This is a genomic window from Mycobacterium sp. SM3041 (assembly GCF_039668335.1).
Taxonomy (GTDB): Bacteria; Actinomycetota; Actinomycetes; order Mycobacteriales; family Mycobacteriaceae; genus Mycobacterium.
Window position 1 is genome coordinate 18,087 of record NZ_JAYXBQ010000047.1, and the last position, 24,312, is coordinate 42,398.

Sequence of the window (24,312 nt, forward strand, 5' to 3'; positions counted from 1 at the left end):
ACGGTCATCTGCCTCCACTGCGACAGTTCGACAGCACAGGAGCACGCCGAGGTAGCGTGAAAGACATTGCTGTAGTGCATATTTCACGCAATACACCACACTCGCGCCATGGGTTGCCTATTTGGTTAGGCAAACCTTTCCGGCTCGTGGAAAGCCGCGTACCCAGTTCATTTCTCGTCAGTTCGCCATGCACCGCACTCGGTCGTGGGGGATCATGAACCGCACGGTTCGCAGCGTCTCGCGAGCCTGCAGCACGTTGAGTATTGGCGTCTTCGATTAGGAACGGCCATATGTCCGAGTGCTTTCTGGCGGGCGAAGAAATCCACCAGCTCAATCGGGACCTACGGATACTCATCGCGACAAACGGCACCCTCACGCGGATTCTCGGTGTCGTCAGCGGCGAGGAGATCGTGGTCCAGGTCGTCGAGCAGCAGATTCATCCGCACGAACTCGACCAGTGGGACCACCTGTCGGGCCGGGTTCTGCAACGCCGTGTCCTGCTCAACGGCCGGACCTCGGGCCGGCGATTCGTCGGCGCCGAATCCCTCATCGCCATCGACCTGCTGCCCCCGACCATCGCGGCAGACCTGACGAGCACAACTGCGCCCATCGGCGAGATCATGGCCGCCAGCCGCCTCGAAACATTCAAGGAGCCGGCCGACATCTGGGTGGCGGAATCACCCGACTGGCTTGCCGCCGCGACGGATCGGGACGCGCAATCGAGGACCGTCAGCCGCCGGTACCGCATCATCCTCGACGGCCGGCCCGTCATCGTCATCACCGAGTACTTCCTCGATTTCGAGGCAACCGCATCATGACGCTGCCGAGCGGAAATCTGGCAGCGCTGCTGGCCGAACGTGCATCGCAGGCAGGATGGCGGGACAGGCCCGCCTACCATGGCCCGCAGGTCGTGACCCACGGGCAAATCCACGACGGCGCAGCACGTTTGGGGACGGTGCTACAGCGCCGTGGACTCTCCGCCGGAGACCGCGTCCTGTTGTGCCTTCCGGATTCTCCCGAACTCGTACAGTTGCTGCTGGCCTGCCTCGGCCGCGGCATCGTGGCCTTCCTCGCCAACCCCGAGCTCAATCGCCGGGACCACCGTTTCGCCGAAAACGACACGGAGCCAGGCCTTGTCATCACATCCGGCGCGCTCCTCGACCGGTTTGGTGAGTCGGCCGTCGCCGACGCCGCGGAGCTGGTTTCCGAAGCGGCCCATGCCGGCCCGGCCGGCTACGAGCCGCTGAGCGGCGACGCTCCCGCCTACGCCACCTACACCTCCGGTACGACGGGTGCACCGAAGGCCGCCATCCACCGGCACTCCGACGTGTGGGCCTACGTCGAGGCGATGTGTGACCGAGCACTGCGCCTCACCGCACCCGATGTCGGGTTGTGCAGTGCGCCAATGTACTTCGCGTACGGGCTCGGCAACGCGGTCTGGTTCCCGCTTGCGACAGGCAGTTCCGCGGTCATCGTCAAACGGCCGGTCACCCCCGAAGCGACAGCCGACCTGAGCACCACATTCGGCGCATCGGTGCTCTACGGCGTGCCGACGTTTTTCGCGCGCATCGTCGAAGCCTGCTCCCCCGCATCATTCCGTTCGCTGCGCTGCCTGGTATCAGCCGGCGAAGCTCTCGACGTGCGGCTCGCCGAGCGGATGACGGAGTTCTTCGGCGGTATCCCGATACTCGACGGGATCGGCTCGACCGAGGTGGGGCAGACGTTCGTCTCGAACACCATCGCGGACTGGCGTCCTGGCACCATCGGAAAAGTTCTCCCGCCCTACGAGATCCGCGTCGTCACGCCGGAGGGCGCGGTGGCGCCTCCCGGCACAGTGGGGAACCTCTGGGCCCGCGGGCCGTCGATATCGCCGGGGTACTGGAATCGTCCGGCCGGCACTCTCGTACGGGATGGCGACTGGCACGATACGCGGGACCGGGTGTCGGTCGACGCCGACGGCTGGGTGACGTACTGCTACCGCGCGGACGACACCGAGATCATCGGTGGCGTCAACGTCAATCCACGGGACATCGAGCGCCTCATCACCCAGGACGGCAGAATCGCGCACGCGGCCGTTGTCGGGGTGAAAGAGTCACCCGGTGTCTCGGCACTGCAGGCGTTCCTCGTCCCCGCCGAAAATGCCGTCGTCGACGAATCGGTCTTCCGAGACCTGCACCAGCGCTTGGTTTCTCAGCTGTCTGCCGTCCAGGTACCACACAGATTCGCCGTGGTCGAGCAGCTCCCCCGCACGCCGACCGGCAAGCTGGTCCGCCCCGCGCTGCGCGCCGAGAGCCCGGCGCCGCCGATCTGGGATTACCCGGCCGCCGAAACACCCTCGGATACACCGCCGCCCGCTCCCGAACGCCCACCGAATCACGTGACGCTCAGTGACCGGGTCGCCGCCCTGCGGCAGGAACAGCACCGGCTGGTGGCCGATACCGTGTGCGCCGAGGTCGCGAAAATGCTGGGCCTGACGGACGCGCAAGCACTGAACCGGGATCTCGCCTTCTCCGAACTCGGCTTCGATTCGAAGATGACGGTCGAACTTCGCAACCGGCTGGCAGCCGTTACCGGACTTCAGCTTTCGGACACCGTCGGCTGGGATTACGGCTCGATCGGGCAACTGGCCCGGTATGTGGAAGCTCAATTGTCCGCCGGCGCAAGCCCCGTCGCGTCTGCCCCGGCAACCGGGGCCGACGAACCGATCGCCATCGTGGGTATGGGCTGCCGCTTCCCCGGCGGGGTGGACACGCCCCAGGGCCTGTGGGAATTGGTGGCGAACGCGCGGGATGTGGTGTCGGAGTTCCCCACCGACCGGGGGTGGGATGTGAAAAGCTTGTTCGACCCCGACCCCGATGCGGCGGGCAAGACCTACACCCGCTGGGGTGGCTTCCTCGCGGACGTGGCCGGCTTCGACGCCGGCTTCTTCGGAATCGGCCCCAGTGAGGCGCGGGCGATGGATCCGCAACAGCGGCTGCTCCTCGAATGCTCGTGGGAAGCCTTGGAGCAGGCCGGAATTGATCCGACGTCATTGCACGGCTCCGCCACCGGGGTGTTCACCGGGGTCTTCGCGCAACGCTACGGCGCCGCGGGAACCGACAGGCTGGAAGGCTACGGGCTGACCGGCTCGGCACTCAGTGTGGCCTCGGGCCGGGTGTCGTACGTCTTGGGGCTGCAGGGGCCCGCGGTGTCGGTGGACACCGCGTGCTCCTCGTCGTTGGTGTCGCTGCACTGGGCCGCGCAGTCCCTGCGGTCGGGCGAATGCGACCTGGCGTTGGCCGGTGGCGTGACGGTGATGACGTCGCCGGAGACCTTCATCGGGTTCAGCAGACAGCGCGGGCTCGCTCCGGATGGCCGGTGCAAGGCTTTCGCCGGCGCCGCGGACGGGACGGCGTGGGGCGAAGGCGCCGGCGTGCTGGCGCTGGAGCGGTTGTCGGATGCCCAGCGGTTGGGACATCCCGTGCTGGCGGTGGTGCGCGGCAGTGCCGTGAACCAGGATGGCGCCTCCAATGGGCTGACCGCACCCAACGGGCCGTCGCAGCAGCGGGTGATCCGGGCGGCCCTGGCCAGCGCGGGGTTGACCGCCGCCGACGTGGATGTCGTGGAGGGGCACGGGACCGGCACCACGTTGGGGGATCCCATTGAGGCGCAGGCGCTTCTGGCCGCCTACGGGCAGGACCGCCCGGCGGAGCGGCCGTTGTGGGTGGGCTCGATCAAATCGAACATGGGTCATACCCAGGCCGCCGCCGGCGTCGCCGGGGTGATCAAGATGGTGCAGGCCATGCGCCATGGCGTGATGCCGGCGACGCTGCACGTGGATGTCCCCTCCCCGCGCGTGGATTGGGACCGCGGAGCGGTGTCCGTGCTGACCGAGGCCCGGCCCTGGCCACTCGATGGCCGCCCGCGCCGGGCCGGTGTGTCGTCGTTCGGCATCAGCGGCACCAACGCGCACGTGATCCTGGAGCAGGGTCCGCAGCCTGAACCGGAAAGTCACGGGGCGGAGAACCCGAGCGGCGCACTCCCGTGGGTCATCTCGGCCAAATCAGCCGAGGCGCTGAGCGCGCAAGCCGAGCGCTTGTCGGCACATCTGCGCGCCCATCCGGAACTCCAGCCTGTCGACGTGGGGTACTCGCTGGCCCGACGTTCGGTGTTCGAGCACCGCGCGGTGGTGCTGGGCGCGGATCGTGAGGCACTCGCCTCGGGACTGACTGCGTTGGCCGCCGGGAAACCGCATGCGGCAGTCGTGGCAGGCCGTGCCGGCGCGGTCGGCAAGTCGGTGGTCGTGTTTCCCGGGCAGGGCTCACAGAGCCTCGGGATGGGCCGGCAGCTGTATGACCAATTGCCGTTGTACGCCACGGTGTTTGATGAAGTGGCCGCCGAGCTGGACCGTCATCTGCGGCTGCCGCTGCGCGAAGTGCTCTGGGGCTCCGACAGCGGCCTGCTCGACAGCACCGAATTCGCGCAGCCGGCGCTGTTCGCGGTGGAAGTGTCGTTGTTCGCGGTGCTGCGGAGCTGGGGCGTCACGCCCGACTTCGTGCTGGGACATTCGGTCGGTGAGTTCTCGGCGGCGTACGTCGCGGGGGTGCTCACGCTGCCGGACGCCGCATTGTTGGTCGCCGCCCGGGGACGCCTGATGCAGGCCCTCCCAGCCGGTGGCGCGATGACGGCCGTGAGCGCCGCAGTAGACGTGGTGACGCCACTGCTGGCCGACGGTGCGGTGATCGCGGCGATCAATGCGCCTGAGTCGGTGGTCCTCTCAGGTCCGCAGGGCGCCGTCACCGAGACCGCCGAGCGGCTGGCCGCGCTGGGCCACCGGGTGCACCCGCTCGCGGTCTCGCATGCCTTCCACTCGCCGTTGATGGAGCCGATGCTCGACGAGTTCGTGCGGCTCGCAGCAGAAGTCGAACCGCGCCGGCCGCAGATTCCGCTGATCTCGAATGTGACGGCCCAATCAGTTGATGCCGCAGCCGGTTTCGGCTCGGCACCATATTGGGTGGACCACATCCGGCGGCCCGTGCGTTTCGCCGACAGCATCCGGAACCTGCAGACAAGCGGCGCGACGCATTTCATCGAGGTCGGTCCGGGCAGCGGGTTGACGGCCGCCGTCGAACGGTCGGTGTCACCGGCCGAACCCGTCACGGTGTCGCTGCTCGGCAAGGGCCGGCCGGAGGTGGCGGCACTCCTGCACGGCGCCGCCCGGTTGTTCACCACCGGCTTGCCCGTGGCGTGGCCGGCGGTGTCCGCGCACGGACACCGGGTCGAGTTGCCCACGTATGCGTTTCAGCGGCGTCGCTTCTGGACGATGCCGACCTCCACCGGATCCGCGGGCACCGCGGCACTGGGGCTGAATGCCGCCCACCATCCGTTGCTGAGCGCGGTGGTCGAGCGGCCTGATTCCGGTGGGGTGGTCTTGACCGGGCGCGTGTCCTTGGCGGATCAGCCATGGTTGGCCGATCACCTGATCGGCGGCGCGGTGCTTTTCCCCGGGACCGGGTTTGTGGAGCTGGCCCTGCGGGCCGGCGACGAGGTGGGCTGCGGAACCGTCGAAGAGTTGGTGCTGGCCGCGCCCCTGGTCCTGGACGAGGACGCCGCGACCCAACTGCAGGTCGTGGTGAGCGCTGCCGCGGAGTCGGGCAGCCGGGCGGTCTCGGTGTACGCACGTCGCGATGAGTCCGACGCGGAGTGGTCGCTGCACGCCGAGGGCACGCTGACGGCCCACGCTTCGGAGCGCGCAGGAGACCTGACGGCGTGGCCGCCGCCCGGTGCGGCGAGCGTCGACCTGTCCGGTGGCTATGCGCGGCTCGGCGAGCGCGGCTACGAGTACGGGCCGGCGTTCCAGGGCCTGATCGCGCTCTGGCGCTGCGGCCCTGAGCTTTTCGCCGAGGTTGCCGCACCCGAAGACGCGGGTGCGACCGACACGATGGGTATCCATCCGGCGGTGCTGGATGCGGTGCTGCACGCGGCCGGGCTGGCCAGCGACACCACCCAGACGATGTTGCCGTTCTGCTGGCGCGGTGTGACGCTGCATGCCGGCGGCGCCGGGCGGGTACGGGCCCGCATCACCGTGCTGGGCGACGACGAACTGTCGGTGGACGTGGCCGACCACGCCGGGTCGCCGGTGCTCACGGTGCGCGCCCTGACCACCCGCCCGATCGGCGCCGGGCAACTGCCCGCCCCCGACGGACCACTGGAAGTGCTCTGGACACCGATATCGTTGAGCCACAAGCCCGAACCGGCGGATCGTGACCGAGTGGTCGTGTGGGAGTACACATCCGCCGACGACGACGTGGTGGGCGCGGTGCATGCCGGCACGCGCGCCGCCCTCGAGGTGTTGCAGGATTGGCTGGCCGACGAGCGAGCCGGCACCTTGGTGGTGTCGACCCGCGGCGCGGTGGGACTGGCCGGCGAGGACGTCGGCGATCTGGCTGCCGCGGCGGTGTGGGGTCTGGTGCGCTCGGCGCAGGCCGAAAACCCGGGCCGCATCATGCTTCTCGACACCGACGGCACGGTCGACCCGACAAAGCTCGTCGCCGCCGGCGAGCCGCAACTCGTGGTGCGGTCCGGCAAGGTGCACGCCGCCCGGTTGGCCTCGGCCCCAGCGCTTTTGGTGCCACCGGAAGGTGCGTGGCGGTTGGCCGTCGGCGGTGACGGAACACTGGAGAACCTCGCCATCCGGGCCTGCCCCGAGGTGGAAGCAGCGTTGCCGGCCGGCCAGGTGCGGGTGGCGGTGGCGGCGGTCGGGGTCAACTTCCGCGACGTCATGGCGGCGTTGGGCATGTATCCCGGGCAGGCCCCCGTGCTGGGCGCCGAGGGCGCCGGCGTGGTGGTGGAGACCGGCCCGGGCGTCTCGGGCATTGCGGTCGGTGATGCGGTGATGGGCCTGATGGCCGGCACCGGCCCGGTGGCCGTGGTCGATGAGCAGTTGCTCACCACGGTGCCGGAGGGCTGGTCGCTCGAGCAGGCCGCCGGGGTCTCGGTGGCGTTCCTGACGGCCCTGTACGGATTGGTGGATCTGGCCGGCATCGCTGCCGGGGAATCGGTACTCGTGCACGCCGGCACCGGCGGGGTGGGCATGGCGGCGGTGCAGCTGGCCCGCCACCTCGGTGCGGACGTCTTCGTCACCGCCAGTCCAGGCAAGTGGAACACCTTGCGCGCCATGGGTTTTGCCGATGACCACATCGGCGATTCGCGCACCCTCGACTTCGAGGACAAGTTCCTGGCGGTCACCGGGGGCCGCGGCGTCGACATCGTGCTCGACTCGCTGGCCGGGGAATTCGTGGACGCGTCGCTCCGGTTGCTGGGCCGCGGTGGGCGCTTCATCGAGATGGGCAAGACCGACATCCGCGACGCCGAGGCGGTCGCCGCGCAGTATCCCGGTGTCCGGTACCAGGCATTCGATCTTTCCGAGGCCGAACCGCAACGGATGCAGGCGATGCTGTGCGAGTTGACGAAGCTCTTCGAAACGGAGCGGCTGCGGCCCCTGCCCGTCACGCCCTGGGATGTCCGCTGCGCCCCGGAGGCCTACCGGTTCATCAGTCAGGCGCGCCATGTCGGCAAGGTGGTGCTGACGATGCCGACGGCGCTGGCCGGCCGGCTCGCCGACGGCACGGTGTTGATCACCGGCGCCACCGGAATGGTCGGCGCGCATCTGGCCCGCCATCTGGTCAGTGCCTACGGCGTCCGGCACCTGGTGCTGGCCAGCCGGCGTGGGGACCGCGCCGAGGGCGCCACCGCGCTGGCCGCCGAATTGGAAAGTGCCGGCGCCCACGTGGAATTGGTGGCCTGCGATGTCACCGATCCGGACGCGGTGCGAGCGCTGGTCGCGCGGTGCTCCCCGCCACTGCGCGGAGTGATCCATGCCGCGGGCGTCCTCGACGATGCCGTGATCGCCTCCCTGACGCCGGACCGGCTGGGCCCGGTGCTGCGGGCCAAGGTGGACGCGGTCTGGAACCTGCACGAAGCCACCCGTGATCTGAATCTGGCGATGTTCGTGTTGTGTTCGTCGATCGCCGCCACGGTGGGCGCACCGGGACAGGGCAATTACGCAGCGGCGAACGCGTTCCTGGACGGCTTTGCCGCCCATCGGCGAGCCCTGGGATTGCCCGGGACGTCCCTCGTGTGGGGAATGTGGGAACAGTCCGGTGGGATGACGGCCCACCTGAGCGACCGCGATCTGGCCCGGATCAGCAGCAGTGGGCTGGCGCCGATGACACCCGCGCAGGCGCTGCAACTGTTCGACGACGCGCTGACGCACGATCACCCCGTGACCGTCGCCGCCCGCCTCGACCGGGCCGCACTGAACACCAAGGCCCGCAACGGAAATCTGCCGGTGTTGTTCAGCGGGCTGGTCCGCAGTCCGCGGCGGCGGCCGGCCCACGATTCCGGCGATGCCACCGCCTCGAAGTCAGCGCTGGCCCACCGCCTCGACGGGTTGACGCGCGACGAACAGCGCACGCTGCTGACCGACATGGTGTGCGCGCAGGCGGCGGCGGTGCTCGGCCACCCCACGCCCGACGATCTCGACCGCGAGGCCGCTTTCGAGGAGCTGGGCTTCGACTCCCTCACCGCCGTCGAACTACGCAACCGCCTCAAGACTGTGACGGGCCTGGCCCTGCCGCCGACCCTGATCTTCGACCACCCCAGCGCCAGTGCGCTGGCGGCCCACCTCGCCGGTTCGCTCACCGCCACCGACGCCCCCGCGGCAGTGACGCATGTCGACGCGCCCTCCGCTCGGCCCGTGGACGACCGGCTGGCCTACCTGGACCAGGCCGCGTTCCTCGCGCTGCGCGCAAGCCATGGCACGGTCCTGCAGATGACCTGGATCTATGACCGGGCCGTCGACGTCGCCGCGTTGCGGCGGTTTCACCACAACCTCGGTCATGGACTGCTGGGCCGCCTGATCGAGCGGGCGTCAGTACCGTTCGCCCGCGATCGCTGGGTCCGGTCTCCGGCCGCGCCGGACATCGACTTCGCCGCCACACCACGGCCGCGCGCCGAGGTGAGCGCATGGTCCGACGAACGCGCAAGGCTGCCGCTCGATCCCGAGCGGGGGCCCGGATGGCACCTCGGGGTGCTGCCGCTCGAGGGCGGCGCCACCGCGATCAGCCTCGTGGCGTCGCATCTGATCGTCGATGCCATCGCCTTCGGGCAGGCGGTCGCCGACGCCGTCGAGGGCCGGACGCACGACCTGGGTTATCTGTCGGCGCGGTCACGGCCTCGCGGTCGCGCGCTGCGCGAGGATCTGCGGCAGGACGGTCAAGGACCTGCCCGACATGGCGCACGGCGTGGCCGCCGTGGCCCGGAGGGAGCGAATCAGCGCCGCCGGCCAAGCCGGCACCCCCGAGCAGAGCCGGCAGCGACCAGAAGGTCGACGTCCCCGGCCTCACCGCGCAGATCGATCTGAGCGCATGGGATGCGCGCGCGAAAAGCCTTGGCGGCGGCAGCAACTCGCTCGTCGCCGGCATCGCGTGCCGGCTCGCGGTGGCGACCGGACGCGTTCAGGAGGACGGGACGGTCACGCTGCGCTTCGTGCTGTCGCGTCGCACCGAGGGTGATACCCGCGCCAATGCGCTGACGAGCGCCGACGTCGTGGTCGACCCCACACACGCGGCGAAGGACCTCGCCGACATCCGCGCCAAGATCACGCGCGCCACCCTCGAGACCATCGAGAACCCTGACGACGAGGCCCTGGCGCCGACGGCCCTGGCGGCGGTCACGCCGAAGTGGGCGGTCCGGAAGTTCGGTGCGATGGCAGCAGGCGGCGCCGTCCTGCCCGTCACGTGCTCCAACGTCGGTGACGTGCCGGCGGCGGTGAGCCGGCCCGACGGCACCGAGGCTGACTACCTGTCCATGCGATCGGTCGAGCCCGACATCACGAAGGGCCTGCTCGAGGCGATGGGCGGCCAGATGTTCCTGTCGTCGGGGCGCGCCGGCGGGAAGATGTCGATCAGAATCTCCGCCTATCTCCCGGGCCGGCTCGATACCCGGGAAGCGTTGCGCGACACGGTGTCACGAGTCCTTGCCGAATTCGATCTGGGTGCGCAGATCGACTACTGACCGCCTGCCGCGGCCTGTTCCCGGGCAGCACGGGCCACTGGCGAGTACTCCAGGTAGTCCAGCGCCATCTGTGTCGACGCCTCCGCGTTGGGGTGATAGCCGGGCCGGATGTAGCGGAACGGCACCGTCACCATGAGCAGCCAGGGACCGGGCACCCGGTACTCCCGCGAGGCGCGCAGCCAGTCGCGGAACCGTGGCTTGGCGGAGATGGTCGGGTCGGCGTTCATGAGGTACCGCATACCCCGGTACCACGTGAGCAGGAACCCGGGCGCGGTGAGCAGCATCGTCACCGCCCGCATGAGGTAGTTGCCACACAGATGCTGGTAGATGTCGAACACCAGCGCGCGGTGTTCGATCTCCTCTGCCCCGTGCCAGCGCAGCAGATCCAGCATGGTCGGGTCGGCGCCGGCGTAGTCGAGGCCGCGGTTCTGGATCGTCCACTGGCCCAGCGCCGCGTTGAAGGGTTCGAGGGCCGCGGCCACCGCCAGGCGCTGGTACAGCGCCCACCGCTGCACCACCCGCGGCAGTCGTGACTGTTTGGCAGCGGCCTTGTCACCCACCGCCGGCAGTTCGGTGGACATCGTGCCGGTGAACGGCGTGGTGTCGATGCCCTGTTCCAGCAGATGTTGCAGCACCATCTGGTGCGCCTGGGCATGCCAGCCCTCCTGCTGCACGAACGGCTTGATCGCGGCTTTCATCTGCGGGTCGTCGACGAGCGGTTCGGCCTCGTTGACGACCTGGATGAACCAGCGCTCACCGGCCGGCAGCATCAGGTGCAGCACGTTCAGCATGTGGGTGGAAAACGGATCGCCGGGAACCCAGTGCAGCGGCGTGTCCGACCAGTCGAAGCGGACCTTTCGGCGGTGGGTCGGATATCCGTCGTGGTGGACCTCGTGATCAGCCATCCCCACTCTTTTCCCAGTTGGAGCGGCTTTAACCCTACGCCAACAACCCCGCACCCTGCGCGATGAACGCCAGGCCGACGAGCGTCACGATCGCCACCACGATCTGTTGCCGGTAGCCGCCGACCCAGTCGTGCACTTTCCGCAGTGCCGCTTGGGTTTTCGCCGGTGCGATGACATTGCAGAGCAGCACCACCTCGACGACGGCGAGGCTCACGACGATGAACACCAGCGCGACGGCGATCTGTGTGCCGATGGCGGCGCCCGACGCCAGGATCGTCGTCAGCGCGAACAGCACCAGCGACGGGTTCGGGCCGGCCCAGAAGCCGATCACCGCCGCGACCCACAGCGCCCCGCTCTCCCAGGCGCGTTGCGCGCGCCCCAGCAGGCCGCCGCGCGGCGGCGCGTCGGGGTCCCGGTGCAGCAACTTCGAGATGGGTGAGACGTCGTCGTCCGGGGTGCGCCGGCGCGTCACCATCCGCACCGCCGTCACTGCCGCGATGACGAGCAGCAGCACGCCGACGGCCACCTGGAGGTGCCGCATCGTCGCGCTCGCGGTGGTGCGCGGGTTGGCCAGGTCGTGCACCCACGCCAGGTCGGTGAAGTGCAGCGCCAGCAGCGGAAGCAACAGCAGCATGACGCTCGCGGCCACGCAGCCGACCCAGTACACCAGCAGGTTCTGCGCCGGGCGCGGCCGGGAGATCAGCAACAGGTTGACGCCGAGGCGCACCGGATCGAACGCGATCGGCAGTGCCAGCACCGCCACAGAACCCCACATTGCCGCCAACTTACCGGGCGCGGCGGAGTGCTAGCTGGGGCGCAGCACCGGGATGAGCGCGTCGATCACCGAGCTGTCCTCGATGGTGGACGGGACGACGTAGTCGGTGCCTTCGGCGATCTGCCGCATGGTCTTTCGCAGGATCTTGCCCGAGCGGGTCTTGGGCAGCGCGCCCACGACGGTGACGTCACGGAAGGTGGCGACGGCGCCGATCTGGTCCCGCACCATCGCCGCGAGTTCCTGTTGCAGCACCCCGCCGTCGATGTCCGCCCCGGCCTTGAGCACGACGTAGCCGCTGGGCCGCTGCCCCTTGAGGTCGTCGTGGACGCCGATGACGGCGCACTCGGCGACGGCCCGGTGGCCGGCGATGACGGCTTCGATGCTCCCGGTCGAAAGCCGGTGCCCCGCAACGTTGATCACGTCGTCGGTGCGGCCCAGCACGGTGAGGTAACCGTCGTCGTCGACGTAGCCGAAGTCACCGGTGAGGTAGTAGCCGGGGAACGCCGACAGGTACGACTGCACGTAGCCCTTGTCGTTCTGCCACAGCCCGGCCAGCGTGCCGGGCGGCAGTGGCAGCTTGATGACGATGTTGCCCTCGACGCCGGGCGCGACCGGATTGCCCGACGCGTCGACGATGCTGACGCGGTAGCCGGGTACCGGCACGGTCGGGGAGCCGGCTTTGATGGGCATGGGTTCGAGCCCGCGCAGGTTCGCGCAGATCGCCCAGCCGGTTTCGGTCTGCCACCAGTGGTCGACGACGGGGCAGTGCAACTTCTCCGAGGCCCATTCATAGGTGTCGGGGTCCAGCCGCTCCCCGGCGACGAAGAGCGTGTGCAGCGTCGAAATATCATGGCCCGCAAGCAATGACGCGTCAGGGTCGGCTTTGCGGATGGCACGCAGCGCGGTCGGCGCGGTGAACAGCGCCGCCACGCGATGTTGCTCGATGACCCGCCAGAACGCGCCCGCGTCGGGAGTGCCGACGGGCTTGCCTTCGTAGAGCACGGTGGTGGCGCCGGCGATCAGCGGCCCGTACACGATGTACGAGCTGCCGACGACCCACCCGATGTCCGAGGCCGTCCACATCACCTGGCCGGCACCGATGTCGTAGACGTTCTTCATCGACCAGGCCAGCGCGACGGCGTGCCCCCCGTTGTCGCGGACGACGCCCTTGGGCCGCCCGGTCGTGCCGGAGGTGTACAGGATGTAGAGCGGGTCGGTGGCGGCCACCGGCACCGGAGCGGCGGGCTCGGCACCTGCGGCCAACGTGTCCCAATCGAGGTAGCCCGGATAGTCGGCGGCCTCCCCCGCGATCTCGCCGCGGTTCTTGACGATCACCGTGGCCGGCGCGGCGCTGGTCAGCGTCAGCGCCTTGGCGACGACGGGCAGGTATTCGACGGTGCGACCCGGTTCCAGCCCACCGGAGGCGGTCAGCAGCGCCACCGGCTGTGCGTCGTCGATGCGGGCCGCGAGTTCGTTCGCCGCGAACCCACCGAACACCACCGAGTGGACGGCGCCGATGCGGGCGCAGGCCAGCATGGCGACAACCGCTTCGGGGATCATCGGCATGTAGACCACGACGCGGGCGCCCTTGGTGACGCCTTGTGCGGCAAGCACTCCGGCGAAGCGCGCCACCCGGTCGAGCAGTTCGGCGTACGTGAAGGACTGCTGCACGCCGACCATCGCGGAGTCGTAGATCAGTGCGGTGCGGCCGCCGTTACCGGCCGCGACGTGCCGGTCGAGGGCGTTGTAGCAGGTGTTGAGCTGACCGTCGGGGAACCAGCGGTAATGCGGCGCCGCGGAATCGTCGAGTGCGCGGGTCGGCGCGACGGTCCAGTCGATGGCCTGCGCGGCCGTCAGCCAGAAGTCGTCGGGCCGCTCCGCTGCGGCCTCGAACGCCTCGCGATAGGCGCTCACGCGAGTTCCTTGGCGACAGCCGAGAACACCGTCATGAACCAGTCCAGGTCCGACATCGAGAAGACAAGAGGTGGGCGCACTTTGAGGATGTTGCCATGTCCGCCGCACACAGAGATCAGAACGCGGTTATCGCGCATCATGTCGACGATGCGCTGCGCCTGCCCGCGGTCGTGTTCCTTGCTGTCGGGGTCGGCGACGATCTCGACGCCGGTGTACAGGCCCGCGCCGCGGACGTCGCCGACGAACGGGTAGTCCTTCGCCAGCGCGCGCAGTTCGGCGCGCAGTTGGTCACCGACCTCGACGGCGTGCGCGGCCAGCCCGTCGCCCTGGATGACGTCGAGGACGGCCTGCGCCGCGGCCATCGAGACGGGGTTGCCGCCAAAGGTGTTGAAGTAGGGCGTCTCCTGTGCGAAGGCGTCGAGAATCTCCGGGCGGGCGGCCATCGCCGCGACAGGAATGCCGTTGCCCATGGGCTTGCCCATCGTCACCAGGTCGGGCACCACGCCGTGCCGCTGGAAACCCCACATCGCCTCGCCGGTCCGCGAGAAGCCCGGCTGCACCTCGTCGGCGATGAACACGCCGCCGGCGCGGTGGACGACCTCGACAGCGGGCGCCAGCACCGATGGATCGACGTAGATGCCGTCGGAGGAGAAGATCGAATCCAGCAGCAGCGCGCTGAACTTGTGGCCGTGCCGCTCCAGATCGGCGATCGCGGCGCTGACCTGGTCGGCGAACCACTGGCCCAGCACCGCCGGGTCGATGCGGTACGAGTCCGGCGCCGGCACCGTGCGCACGTTGGCGCCCAGTGGCACACCGACGCCCAGCGACGGCGACATCGCCGAGATCAGCGCACTGTTGCCGTGGTACGCCTCCTCGGTGACGATGACCCCGGTGCCGCCGCTGTACTGTTCGGCGACCCGGACGGCCAGGTCGTTGGCCTCGGATCCCGTGCAGGTGTACATGATCGACGAGATCTCCGCCGGGAACGTGGCCAGCAGCTTCTCGGAGTAGTCGAGGATGCCGCCGTGCAGGTACCGGGTGTGGGTGTTGAGCTCCGACATCTGCCGGGTGACGGCCTCGATGACCCGCGGGTTGCAGTGCCCGACGCTGGCCACGTTGTTGTAGGCGTCGAGGTACTTGTTGCCGTCGGCGTCATAGAGATGGGCGCCCGAGCCTTTGACCAGGTGGACGGGCCGGTTGTAGAAGAGCCGATAGGACGGACCCAGCGTCGATCGCCGCTTCTCGACCATGGCATCGGTGGTGGGGTCGAGATCTTCCCCTCCGGTGTAGCTGTTGGAGTCCATGATTGTGGAGAAAGCCATGTTCGTTGTCCTTGCGGTAGAAAGCGATCGGCGCGGTGTGACGAGGTGACGGCGGATGCTGGATGACGCCTACGGCGTCAACGTTCTTCGTCGAGCACGACGCGCCCCAATCGGTCGTAGCGCTGCGGGGACCGGGCCCGAAGTACCAGGGCGACAACGATTCCGGCGATCGCGGTGCCACCGACGACCCAGGGAATCGAATCGAAGACGATGTCGTCCTTGGCCGTACCCGCCGCGAACGAGGCGTTCTTGATCAGCAGGTAGATGACGTACAGCATGCCGATGCCGCCGAGCCCGGGGGCGACCAAGGTGCGGAACCAGTGCGTGGTCTCCGGATGTTGCTTGCGCACATGGAAGTACGAGACCACCGAGAACGCCGCCATCGCCTGCACGATGAGAATGGCGGATGTGCCCAGCAGCGCGGCAAGGCCGTAGAGCCCGCTGTAGGGATCGCGACCGGAGACCGCGAACCACAGCACGATCACCAGGGTGATGGCCGTCTGCACGAAGCCCGCGAAGTGCGGGGATCCGTGGATGTGGTGGGTACGGCCAATGGTTTTCGCGGTTCCGGGGAGGATGTCTTCCCGGCCGAGCGCGTAGATGTAGCGGGCAGCGCAGTTGTGGAAGGCCATGCCGCACGCGTACGAGCCGGTGGTGAGCAGGATCTGGAACATGGTCACGGCCCAGCCACCGAGGTGCTCACGCACCGGGGTGAAGAAGATCTCCCCGGCGGTGTTCGTATCCTGCGCCAGCGCAATGGATTTGCTGGGTCCGGTGCCCACGATCGCCAGCCACGACACCACGATGTAGAACGCCCCGATGCCGAGCACCGACGACATGATCGCAACGGGGATGATCTTCTTGGGGTTCTTGGACTCTTCGCCGTACATGGCGCTGGACTCGAATCCCACCCAGGACCAGAAGGCGAAGAACAAGCCGATCCCGGCGGAGCCTGCCACGGCCATGGTGCCCGCGCCGCTGACGTTTGGGACGACGGCGTCGAGCCCCTTCAGCCCGTTGATCGGGTTGAGAGATGACAGCGACCAGCCTTCCGGGCCACCGCCGCTGACGACCACCGAACCCGCCATCAGCGTCAACATCACAATCTCGGTGATCAGCAGTCCGCCAAGCACTTTCGCGGCCAAGTTGACATCGAAGTAGGTGAGTACCGCATTGGCGACGATCATCACCACGGCGAACAGCAGCCACGGCAGATGCACGTTGAACAGTGAGGCGAACAGATCCCGTGAGAAGAACGAGAAAATGCCGACCAGGGACGCCTCGAAAACCACGTACGCCAGGACCGTCAGGAAACCGGCCGACAGACCGAGCACCCGCCCGAGTCCGTGCGAGATGTAGCCGTAGAACGCACCGGTGGCGGTGATGTGCTTCGACATCGCCGCATATCCGACAGCGAAGAGGCCCAGCACGATGGTGGCGATGAGGTACCCGGCAGGAGCGGCGGCGCCGTTACCGGACCCGACGGCGATCGGGACGTTGCCGACCATCGCGGTGATCGGGGCGGCGGTGGCCACCGCCATGAACAGCACGCCGATCAAGCCGACGGCGTTGGGTTTGAGGCGCTGCACGCCGGGGCCGCTGTCGGGCGGTGCCGGTGTCAGCGGGGCGGTTCGTGGGTGGTCGTCGATTTCACTCATGGGTGCTGACCGATCCGATCTGATGGGAGATGGGTCCGGGCCACGCTGGCCGGTTTTGGGTTTATTTGGTCTGCTCTGTCGAGCGGCACTTCAGCTAATCCGATGGACCAATGGACCCCCACGCCATCGGCACAGGGCTATTGGTACCAGACCGCCCCGACGTGGTCAATACCCGAACTACCTGCACACTTCCTGTGCGCCCTGCCAAAATCGCGCCATATTTCCGGCCCGTAAAGCCGTCGTTACCAATTTTCGGTTTTGGTTCACTTTCGAGCCAAAGTGCGCTACAACTGACCAGACCAAATAGTGACCGTGCCCACACCGCCAGTTCAGGAGAGCCACAATGAGCGACATGGCCGCCACCGACTACGAACGCTTCGCGCGCGCTGCGCTCCCGCACTATGGGCTCGATTCGGCAACCGTGACGCTGCTGAGCTACTCGGAGAACGGCACCTTCCTGGTGGAATCGGGGACCGAACGCCAGGTCCTGCGCGTGCACCGGCCCGGCTACCACTCGCTGGCCGCCATCGAATCCGAACTCGACTGGATGGAGAGCCTGCGCCGCGACTCCGCGATCACGACACCGCAGGTGATTCCCGCCCCCGACGGACGCCGGGTGGTGGAGGCCCGCATCGGCGACCAGAGCTGTCTCGTCGACCTGTTCACGTTCGTGGAAGGCACCATCGCCGAGGACGACGCCTCGGACATCAGCTTCAGCGAGTTGGGCGCGATCACGGCGACGCTGCACGACCACGTCCAGCGCTGGCAGCGACCGGAGGCTTTCACACGCTTCCGGTGGGACCTCGACACCATGCTCGGCGCCGCCGGCCGGTGGGGTGACTGGCGGGACGCGCCGGCCCTGTCGGCCGGCGATGCCGCCGTCATCGAGGAGGCCGAGCGCAAGGTCATCGAACGCCTCACCGACTACGGCATGGGCCCCGACCGCTTCGGGCTGGTCCACGCCGACCTGCGGATGTCGAACCTGATGGTGCACAAGGGCAAGATCACCGTCATCGACTTCGACGACTGCGGCTGGTCGTGGTACCTCGCCGACCTGGGTGCGGTGGTGTCGTTCGTCGAGGACACCCCGGACGCCGCCCGCATCATCGACGAATGGCTCGCCGGCTACCGCACCGTCCGCGACATCCCCGCCGCCGACCTCGCCGAGATCCCCACCTTCGTCATGCTGCGCCGCCTGATGCTCACAGCCTGGATCGGCAGCCATCCCGAATCCGGACCGGCACAGACCCTCGGGCACCGATACGCCTCCGGCACAGCACAATTGGCGCAGTCCTACCTAACCGACCCATCGTGGTTCCGGGTTGATGTGCCCGCGACCGCTCCCACTCTCTCCCACTGACAGGACACCGCGCACCATGTTCGATCTCACCAACAAGAACGTCATCGTCACCGGCGCCACCAAGGGCATCGGCTACGGCATCGCCGCGGTCTTCGCCACCGCGGGCGCCAATGTCGCCGTGGCGGCCCGCTCACTGCACGACCTCGACACCGCCGTCTCCGGCCTGGACGGGCTCGGGTCCGGCAAGATCATCGGGGTCGCGGTCGACGTGGCCGATCCCCGGTCCTGCCACGCGATGGCCGAGGCTGCCGTCGACGCCTTCGGCGGCATCGACGTGCTGTGCGCCAACGCCGGCATCTTCCCCGAGGCACCGCTGGCCACCATGACACCCGACGATCTCGCCACCGTGCTCGACGTCAACGTCAAGGGCACCGTCTACAGCGTGCAGGCCTGTCTCGAGGCGCTCACCCGCAGCGGCGCCGGCCGTGTCATCCTCACCTCGTCGATCACCGGTCCGGTGACGGGCTTCCCCGGCTGGTCGCACTACGGCGCATCCAAGGCCGCACAGCTGGGCTTCATGCGCACCGCGGCAATCGAACTCGCGCCCAAGCGCATCACCGTCAACGCCATCCTGCCCGGCAACATCCTCACCGAGGGTCTGCAGGAGATGGGCGAGGACTACATCGCCGGCATGGCCCGCTCCATCCCCGCCGGGACGCTGGGCACTCCCGAAGACATCGGCCACGTCGCCGCGTTCCTCGCCAGCGACGAGGCCCGTTACCTCACCGGCCAGTCCATCGTCGTCGACGGCGGGCAAATCCTGCCGGAATCCCTGGACGCCGTCGCCGGGTGATACCAGGTCGGTACGGTGAACGACATGGACGAGTCCGAGGGTGGCCCGGTAGCCGAGGATGTGCGGCGCCGCATCGTCAGCATGCTCGACGCCGGAACGCTCCGTCCCGGTGACCGTCTCGGTTCCGAACGCGAGATGGCCGAGCAGTTCTCCGTCTCGCGGGCGACGCTGCGCAGTGCCCTGGTTCCGCTGAGCCGCGCCGGCATCCTGGAGCGGCGCAGCGGCCGTGCGGGCGGCACGTTCATCAAGACCGTGCTCGTGGAACGCAACGTCGCCGAGCTGTCGGGCCTGCCGAATCGGCTGAAGCAGGGCGGTCATTCCACGACCCGCAGCCGGGTGCTGTCGACGGCCCTGCGCGGCGCCACGGCCATCGAGGCGCAACGCCTGGGCATCGAGCCCGACACCGAACTCGTCGTCATCCAGCGCCTGCGCTATGCCGACGGCTTCCCGCTGTCGGTCGACTGCGCGCACTTCCCCGCCGACCTCGTTCCGGACCTGCTCGAGCAACCTCTCGGCGGGTCGCTCTACGACATCTTGGCCGTCCGCTACGACCTGCGGCCGGTCACCTCGGTCGAGAGCATCGAGGTCGTCAGCGCCAATCCCCGTGAAGCGTCCTGGCTCGAAATCCCGACGCGCACTCCCCTGCTGGCGATGACGCGTGTCGCCTCGGATGCGGGCGGGCGGCCGTTCGAATACTCCGAGGATCTGTTCCGCGCCGACCGGGTCCGGCTCGTCGCCAAGACCTCCGCGCTGGCCGAGCGCGAGACCCTCGGCACCGACGGCCGCGTCGAGCTCACCGTCACGGCCTAGCTGTCCCACCGAGCGCGCCGAGAATGCCCAGGGATTTCCACTAGCTCCAGCTCATTTAGGCTGCGACACAAGTGAAAACAAGTCGTTCGCGCCGCGACCCAGCAGCGTGGTGTTGACCCTCCATACTTCCCGCACAGTCACGTCTGGGGAGCTTGTGCCTGGCATGGCCCACGCGGTTTCACATGTCGCCATATCCATGCCATAGGCGACCGGTGACGGCTCGCCCGTCAGGATGGCGATCGCGCCATCAGAGCCGATGTAGCTGGTGGACAGGCCTTCGGCATCGCAGGCCTTTCCCTTGGCGCCCGTTCGCAGGTCGAATTGCTGCCAACTTCGAAGCCGCTTGTCGGAGGCGACGTACAGGGTCGTACCAATGAGCCGTGCGTATAGCCGTAACGTCGGCTTGGGGATTTCGAGCAGTTGCCGCCCACTCATCGTGACGACTCGAAGCTGCGACTCGTCCTCCACGATCGGCACGTCGGGCGAGGTATTCACAAGGCCTCCGGCTATCTGCGCCGATAACCGGCCGGATTCATCAAGCAGCGCAACGCGTTCCGAGCCGTCTTGATCGTGATAGCTGAACCCGAACCCACCGGCGTAGACGATGGCACCCCCGACTGATGCGTCACGCCCCGCTGAAGGCTTCACCGAGACGCCGTCGACAACCGAGAAAACGATGTCCGGCGCCCTGAAAACACCTTGCGACGCAAACTTCATCGGCTGAAGGTCCGAATTGGCTCCCGCAGAATCCCCGAGCAGACCATCGCCCGGGACAAACCATGTGAGCTCGGCATGCGGGCCGACCCCATGAACACCACTGTCCGGCACCGCGGCAACCACGTAGTCACCTACCTGGCTCAAGCGTGGTTCGGGACCTGATCCGTATGCTCGTAGTTCAGTCGGGCCGTCGAACATCACGGCCCCAGTCTCGGTGTTGACGACCCACGCCCGCCGCGGCTGTCCCGAAGCCTCCCATACGCACAACAACATCGCCGGCCCATTCACGAAACAGCGAGTACTGGCCGCGCGTGCGTTGGGGCCCAGCCGAACCGGAGCGAACAGCCGGTGACCATCCGCCACGTTGACCCCGACAACTCGCCACCCGTCGCTCGAGGCACCGAGAAAGAATCCACGGTCCCCCACATTGCCGGCCGGATGGATCATCGAATCTGCCGGTAGCCCCAGCTCGGCTGCCGTCACGTGCCAGCCGAACACCGGTTGCTTCCGCATCGACTGAGACAGCAACAACTGGTTGGGCAACCCCAACTGCTCTGCGGTGGCCAGCGGTGGCGCAGACTGTGGCCTGCCGTCGACCGGTCGCTGGACGACGATCACGGCAGCCACCACCGCAGCAGCCAAAGCCAGCGCACCAGCCACCAGCCACCATTTGCGAAGCCCGCCTCGACGGATCATTCGACCTCGAAGTCCTGCGCCCGCAACCGTTCGATCGCCCGGCCATTGGCGAGCTCACCGCGGTTCTCCGGATACAGCCAGTAATGCCGGATAGCCCAGTAGAGCGCAGCTCCATTCGCCTGGTAGGTAGGCAAGCTGTTGATGGTCTGCGTTTCACCATCTGTCATCACCATCACCGCCGGACAGCTCACGGCCTTGCCCTTGGGCGCCTGGTCAATGACATCCACCACGTCATCCCACGCTCCACTGGCGGTCGTGGTTACGGAGTTTGAGACCTCAAACCCTTCCGGCGACAGTTTCAGATATCCCCAGCCGTTCGACCTACCGCGCAGGAGAAGGTAGGCAAACCAACACACCATTCCGGCAACAATAATGGGGTAATAGATTTGCCTGGCCCCACCGATTCCGATTGCGAGCCGCCCGCTAGGAACGTAGCAAACAAAAGAAATTCCACTAACTATCGCGCTGACAATCGATAGCTCCAGGAACCGGGTCTTTGCGTGTGGTGGACGGAAATATGTGCCGTCGGCTTCACTGGTTGCCTGAGGAACAACGCGACCCAGCCGAACCTGTAGTGCCAAAACAAGCAGAAACAGGAAACACAGTAGTAGTCCGACAGCGAATACAGAAGTTAGATAGTCACGACGGCCAAGTAGATAGAGAACCCAGATGAGGCAAAGCGCAACGAGAACCGCAAAAACCGAGATAGAAAAATTCGCGGCCACTCTTGGATTTTTCCAGTGCTCGGGCATCTGTAATTCTATTTCGGGCAAAATGCACCACCAACCTGATTTCCTATCCACTCCATTCCCTTGCCCCCGCCGAACGCACCCCCGACCGCAAACACTGGCACTGTAAACGCCGCCACCTCGGGCCCAAACGGCGCACCGACTACGGCACCGAGCTTTGCACCGCCCCAGCCTCCGGCGTAATCACCGCCAACCCCGAAAACCCCAGAGATGCCTGCGACACAGGCCTCATGCGGAGTCGGCGCAGCGGCAAACTTATACATTGTTGTCAATAGTCCCAGAGCTGGCCCGCCGTATCTGGCAGCCTTACCGATGTCCTTGACGGAGTCCGGGGTCAGCCCCGGCAGGCTGCCGCCTCGGCCCACGTGTGCATCGAGGCCTGTGAGTGCCCCGCCGACCACCGTCGGCGCGTCGCTGGTAAAGAACGGATTGTCGGGCGGCAACGCTCCGTGCCGCCCATCCGGCATTGTCCAACCCGCTGTTTGGTGTCCGTCCGGGGTCTCGGTGGCGAGGAAGAATGCACCGTTGTTCCCGAAATCCATCTGGGTGTATTTCACCTTTGTTCCAGGGTCAACCCAGGACGCCGTGTGACAAAGCAAATTGCCGTTCTTGTCGAACCAATTCGACCCCACATGTTCCATCTTCTTCGTATTATTGAAGTCATACGTCGTGATGACCTTCTTGCCGCCGTCCGCCATTGTCAACGTGGTGACGTGATTTCCGTCCTTGTCAATCGATTCGGTCGTGGCAATTCTGATAGTCGCCATATCTTCGCCACGGACGATGCCTTGCTGCATCAATCCGTCCATGGTGAGCGGGTTTGGAACCTCGTCCGCCGGTTGCACCGGCCCGGTCGTCGGGAACCCCAAGCCGATGTCACTCGGCGCAGGCAACGCGAAGCCAAAATTCTTCGCAGCAGCCTGCACCGCAGCTGCCGTACCACTATCGGCGCCACCGACGGCCACCAGCAGCCGGTTGACTTCTACCTGCTCCACTTCCGCTTGACGCTGGAGCGCGGCGGCCTTCTCCTCTGACATCTCGGCTGGTTTGATCAGCACTACCCACTGATCGCTGACGTGAAGTTCGGTCCGATCGATCGCGTCGGCTTTGTTGATGAGCGCGGCCCTTGCATTGCCAATATCTGACGCGCCCTTGGCGAGTGCCGATTTCACCGAGCTCGTGTACTTCGCGAAATCATCAGCGGCTCTCGTCGCCCGGCCGAACATCGCGGTCGCTGCGTCATGTGCGGAGCCCGACCATGCGCTCGCCTCAGGCATCCGCCTGATCTGGTCGTCGAGAGATCGAACGGCTGACGCGATATCGTCGCCGCTCTTTCCCAGTGCACTCCCCGCCGAGACGAGGGAATCTGGCGACCATTTCTCCAACCGGGGTCTCGACGGCAACATCGGTCAGAACAGCCCTTTGAACGCCCCGGCGAGGTCGCTGTCGGTCACCTCGTACTTGTCGCCGGCCCCGCGAACCGCCGCCCCCATACGCGTGATGCTGCTTGCGATCTTCTCAGCCTCGGCGGCGATATGGGCTCCGACAACGCGGCAGGCCCATTGCGTAGTGGAACCAGGTAGCCCATCTCCGGCGCTACTCGCCTTGCTCCCCATGTCCGCGGCACGGATCGCATTGGATGCGATACCAACTTGATCTGCGAACGCCCGCAAAATCTCAGGGTCAACCAGCATTCGGATCCTCCCCACCCTCGCGTTCGAGGATATCGCGCACCGCGAGGGCGAACCGTCAGCAAAATCAGAATTGACCGATCTTTACTGGATGCCGAGACTTGACCGATCCGCAGCGCCCGTTGAGTAGATGGCCTGCTGGCCGCGGATTCACCCGAACAGGTCGACGGCCGCGGCGATGCGGGCCGCGGCATCGCCGACGATCGCCTCACCGTGGCCGAACCCGGCGATGCGGGCGCCGGTCGCCGCGATGATGCCGGCGGCCCGGACCGCGGCGGGCCGGTCGGTGTTGAAGACACCCACGGCCACTTGACCGTTCACCTCCGCGACGGCGTCGCCGGTGAGCACGGCATCGTCGTCCGACAGGTACAGCGCGATACTGCCCGGCGTGTGACCCGGGACGGCGATGACGCGGGCGCCGCCGGCGAAGTCGAGGATGTCACCATCGGCCACCGTGCGGTCGACAGGGCAGGCCGGGCCGTGCGGTGCGGCGTCGAAGTCCGGCCGCAGCGTCCGCTCGGCATCGGTGAGGACCGGTACCGGCCCGTCGGCGGCACCCGTGATGTACGACGAATCCAGCTCCCCGGCAATCACTTCGGCACCGGACCAGCCGGCGATCTCCGCGGCGGCGCCGCAGTGGTCCTCGTGAAAGTGCGTCAGCACAATACGTTTCACATCGGCGGGCTCCCGGCCGAGTGCGGTGAGGGCGTCGGCGACCAGTGCGGCGCTGTCGGGCCAGCCGGTATCGACGAGCGTCACACCGTCGGGGTCGAGCCGCAGATAGCAGTTGAGCAGATGGGCCCGCTCGCCAGGGATCCGCAGTCGGTACAACAACGGGGTCAGCGCGAGCAGTTCGGCCATGTCCC

General features: G+C 67.4%; 15 protein-coding genes and 2 pseudogenes. 7 read left to right on the forward strand and 10 right to left on the reverse strand.

What is annotated here, in order from left to right; genetic code table 11:
* Positions 1–290: 290 nt before the first annotated feature.
* The 4 genes and pseudogenes from VXD91_RS15685 to VXD91_RS15700 all read left to right on the forward strand — a co-directional run bounded on the left by VXD91_RS15685 (position 291) and on the right by VXD91_RS15700 (position 10,056).
* Complete coding sequence (locus VXD91_RS15685; RefSeq protein WP_212807375.1) at positions 291–818, forward strand: chorismate pyruvate-lyase family protein; 528 nt, start codon at positions 291–293, stop codon at positions 816–818.
* A pseudogene (locus tag VXD91_RS15690) lies at positions 815–2,626 on the forward strand (AMP-binding protein); the annotation flags it as partial. The gene VXD91_RS15685 and the pseudogene VXD91_RS15690, both read left to right, overlap by 4 nt.
* Positions 2,627–2,698: 72 nt before the next feature.
* A pseudogene (locus VXD91_RS15695) lies at positions 2,699–8,683 on the forward strand (type I polyketide synthase); the annotation flags it as partial.
* Between the two features lie 797 nt (positions 8,684–9,480).
* Complete coding sequence (locus VXD91_RS15700; protein ID WP_346415848.1) at positions 9,481–10,056, forward strand: hypothetical protein; 576 nt, start codon at positions 9,481–9,483, stop codon at positions 10,054–10,056.
* Here the strand turns inward: VXD91_RS15700 and VXD91_RS15705 are convergent.
* From VXD91_RS15705 to VXD91_RS15725, 5 genes are all read right to left on the reverse strand, one after another.
* Positions 10,050–10,961, reverse strand: a complete 912-nt coding sequence (locus VXD91_RS15705; RefSeq protein WP_212807377.1) for a metal-dependent hydrolase — start codon at positions 10,959–10,961, stop codon at positions 10,050–10,052. The genes VXD91_RS15700 and VXD91_RS15705 overlap by 7 nt on opposite strands.
* 34 nt (positions 10,962–10,995) lie before the next feature.
* A complete protein-coding gene (locus tag VXD91_RS15710; protein ID WP_346415850.1) occupies positions 10,996–11,736 on the reverse strand; it encodes a GAP family protein in 741 nt (246 codons plus the stop codon).
* A gap of 30 nt (positions 11,737–11,766) precedes the next feature.
* Positions 11,767–13,650: a propionyl-CoA synthetase gene (locus tag VXD91_RS15715; RefSeq protein WP_212807379.1), complete on the reverse strand. Its 1,884-nt coding sequence runs from the start codon at positions 13,648–13,650 to the stop codon at positions 11,767–11,769.
* On the reverse strand, positions 13,647–14,972 hold the full coding sequence (locus VXD91_RS15720; RefSeq protein ID WP_212807380.1) for an aspartate aminotransferase family protein: 1,326 nt from the start codon (positions 14,970–14,972) through the stop codon (positions 13,647–13,649). Before VXD91_RS15720 ends, VXD91_RS15715 begins: the two co-directional genes overlap by 4 nt.
* Before the next feature lie 77 nt (positions 14,973–15,049).
* Positions 15,050–16,630 (reverse strand): APC family permease, encoded by a 1,581-nt coding sequence (locus VXD91_RS15725; RefSeq protein WP_212807381.1) that lies wholly within the window; start codon positions 16,628–16,630, stop codon positions 15,050–15,052.
* A gap of 343 nt (positions 16,631–16,973) precedes the next feature.
* Between VXD91_RS15725 and VXD91_RS15730 the strand changes: the two genes are divergently transcribed.
* Genes VXD91_RS15730 through VXD91_RS15740 form a run of 3 tightly spaced genes read left to right on the forward strand, consistent with a single transcriptional unit; the run spans position 16,974 to position 19,593 of the window.
* Positions 16,974–17,990, forward strand: a complete 1,017-nt coding sequence (locus VXD91_RS15730) for a phosphotransferase (protein ID WP_212807382.1) — start codon at positions 16,974–16,976, stop codon at positions 17,988–17,990.
* Positions 17,991–18,006: 16 nt separating this feature from the next.
* Positions 18,007–18,783, forward strand: coding sequence for a 3-oxoacyl-ACP reductase FabG (fabG, locus tag VXD91_RS15735; protein ID WP_212807383.1), 777 nt, complete (start codon positions 18,007–18,009; stop codon positions 18,781–18,783).
* A 24-nt stretch (positions 18,784–18,807) separates the two neighbouring features.
* A complete protein-coding gene (locus VXD91_RS15740) occupies positions 18,808–19,593 on the forward strand; it encodes a GntR family transcriptional regulator (RefSeq protein WP_212807384.1) in 786 nt (261 codons plus the stop codon).
* Positions 19,594–19,644: 51 nt separating this feature from the next.
* Here VXD91_RS15740 and VXD91_RS15745 read toward each other — a convergent pair whose 3' ends face one another.
* The 5 genes from VXD91_RS15745 to VXD91_RS15765 all read right to left on the reverse strand — a co-directional run bounded on the left by VXD91_RS15745 (position 19,645) and on the right by VXD91_RS15765 (position 24,307).
* On the reverse strand, positions 19,645–20,970 hold the full coding sequence (locus VXD91_RS15745) for a hypothetical protein (RefSeq protein WP_212807385.1): 1,326 nt from the start codon (positions 20,968–20,970) through the stop codon (positions 19,645–19,647).
* Between the two features lie 32 nt (positions 20,971–21,002).
* Positions 21,003–21,758 (reverse strand): hypothetical protein, encoded by a 756-nt coding sequence (locus VXD91_RS15750; RefSeq protein WP_212807386.1) that lies wholly within the window; start codon positions 21,756–21,758, stop codon positions 21,003–21,005.
* Between the two features lie 8 nt (positions 21,759–21,766).
* Positions 21,767–22,981, reverse strand: a complete 1,215-nt coding sequence (locus VXD91_RS15755; protein ID WP_212807387.1) for a hypothetical protein — start codon at positions 22,979–22,981, stop codon at positions 21,767–21,769.
* Positions 22,982–23,164: 183 nt separating this feature from the next.
* Positions 23,165–23,449 (reverse strand): type VII secretion target, encoded by a 285-nt coding sequence (locus tag VXD91_RS15760; protein WP_212807388.1) that lies wholly within the window; start codon positions 23,447–23,449, stop codon positions 23,165–23,167.
* Between the two features lie 147 nt (positions 23,450–23,596).
* Positions 23,597–24,307, reverse strand: coding sequence for an MBL fold metallo-hydrolase (locus VXD91_RS15765; protein WP_212807389.1), 711 nt, complete (start codon positions 24,305–24,307; stop codon positions 23,597–23,599).
* Between the last annotated feature and the right edge of the window lie 5 nt (positions 24,308–24,312).

What these genes read in the sequence shown, in the direction of transcription:
- VXD91_RS15730 (WP_212807382.1), top strand. Translation starts at nt 16,974, where the DNA reads ATGAGCGACATGGCCGCCACCGACTACGAACGCTTCGCGCGCGCTGCG.
- VXD91_RS15720 (WP_212807380.1), bottom strand. Translation starts at nt 14,972, where the DNA reads ATGGCTTTCTCCACAATCATGGACTCCAACAGCTACACCGGAGGGGAA.
- VXD91_RS15760 (WP_212807388.1), bottom strand. Translation starts at nt 23,449, where the DNA reads ATGCTGGTTGACCCTGAGATTTTGCGGGCGTTCGCAGATCAAGTTGGT.
- VXD91_RS15710 (WP_346415850.1), bottom strand. Translation starts at nt 11,736, where the DNA reads ATGTGGGGTTCTGTGGCGGTGCTGGCACTGCCGATCGCGTTCGATCCG.
- VXD91_RS15750 (WP_212807386.1), bottom strand. Translation starts at nt 21,758, where the DNA reads ATGCCCGAGCACTGGAAAAATCCAAGAGTGGCCGCGAATTTTTCTATC.
- fabG (WP_212807383.1), top strand. Translation starts at nt 18,007, where the DNA reads ATGTTCGATCTCACCAACAAGAACGTCATCGTCACCGGCGCCACCAAG.
- VXD91_RS15685 (WP_212807375.1), top strand. Translation starts at nt 291, where the DNA reads ATGTCCGAGTGCTTTCTGGCGGGCGAAGAAATCCACCAGCTCAATCGG.
- VXD91_RS15705 (WP_212807377.1), bottom strand. Translation starts at nt 10,961, where the DNA reads ATGGCTGATCACGAGGTCCACCACGACGGATATCCGACCCACCGCCGA.
- VXD91_RS15765 (WP_212807389.1), bottom strand. Translation starts at nt 24,307, where the DNA reads ATGGCCGAACTGCTCGCGCTGACCCCGTTGTTGTACCGACTGCGGATC.
- VXD91_RS15725 (WP_212807381.1), bottom strand. Translation starts at nt 16,630, where the DNA reads ATGAGTGAAATCGACGACCACCCACGAACCGCCCCGCTGACACCGGCA.
- VXD91_RS15755 (WP_212807387.1), bottom strand. Translation starts at nt 22,981, where the DNA reads ATGTTCGGCCGGGCGACGAGAGCCGCTGATGATTTCGCGAAGTACACG.
- VXD91_RS15740 (WP_212807384.1), top strand. Translation starts at nt 18,808, where the DNA reads ATGGACGAGTCCGAGGGTGGCCCGGTAGCCGAGGATGTGCGGCGCCGC.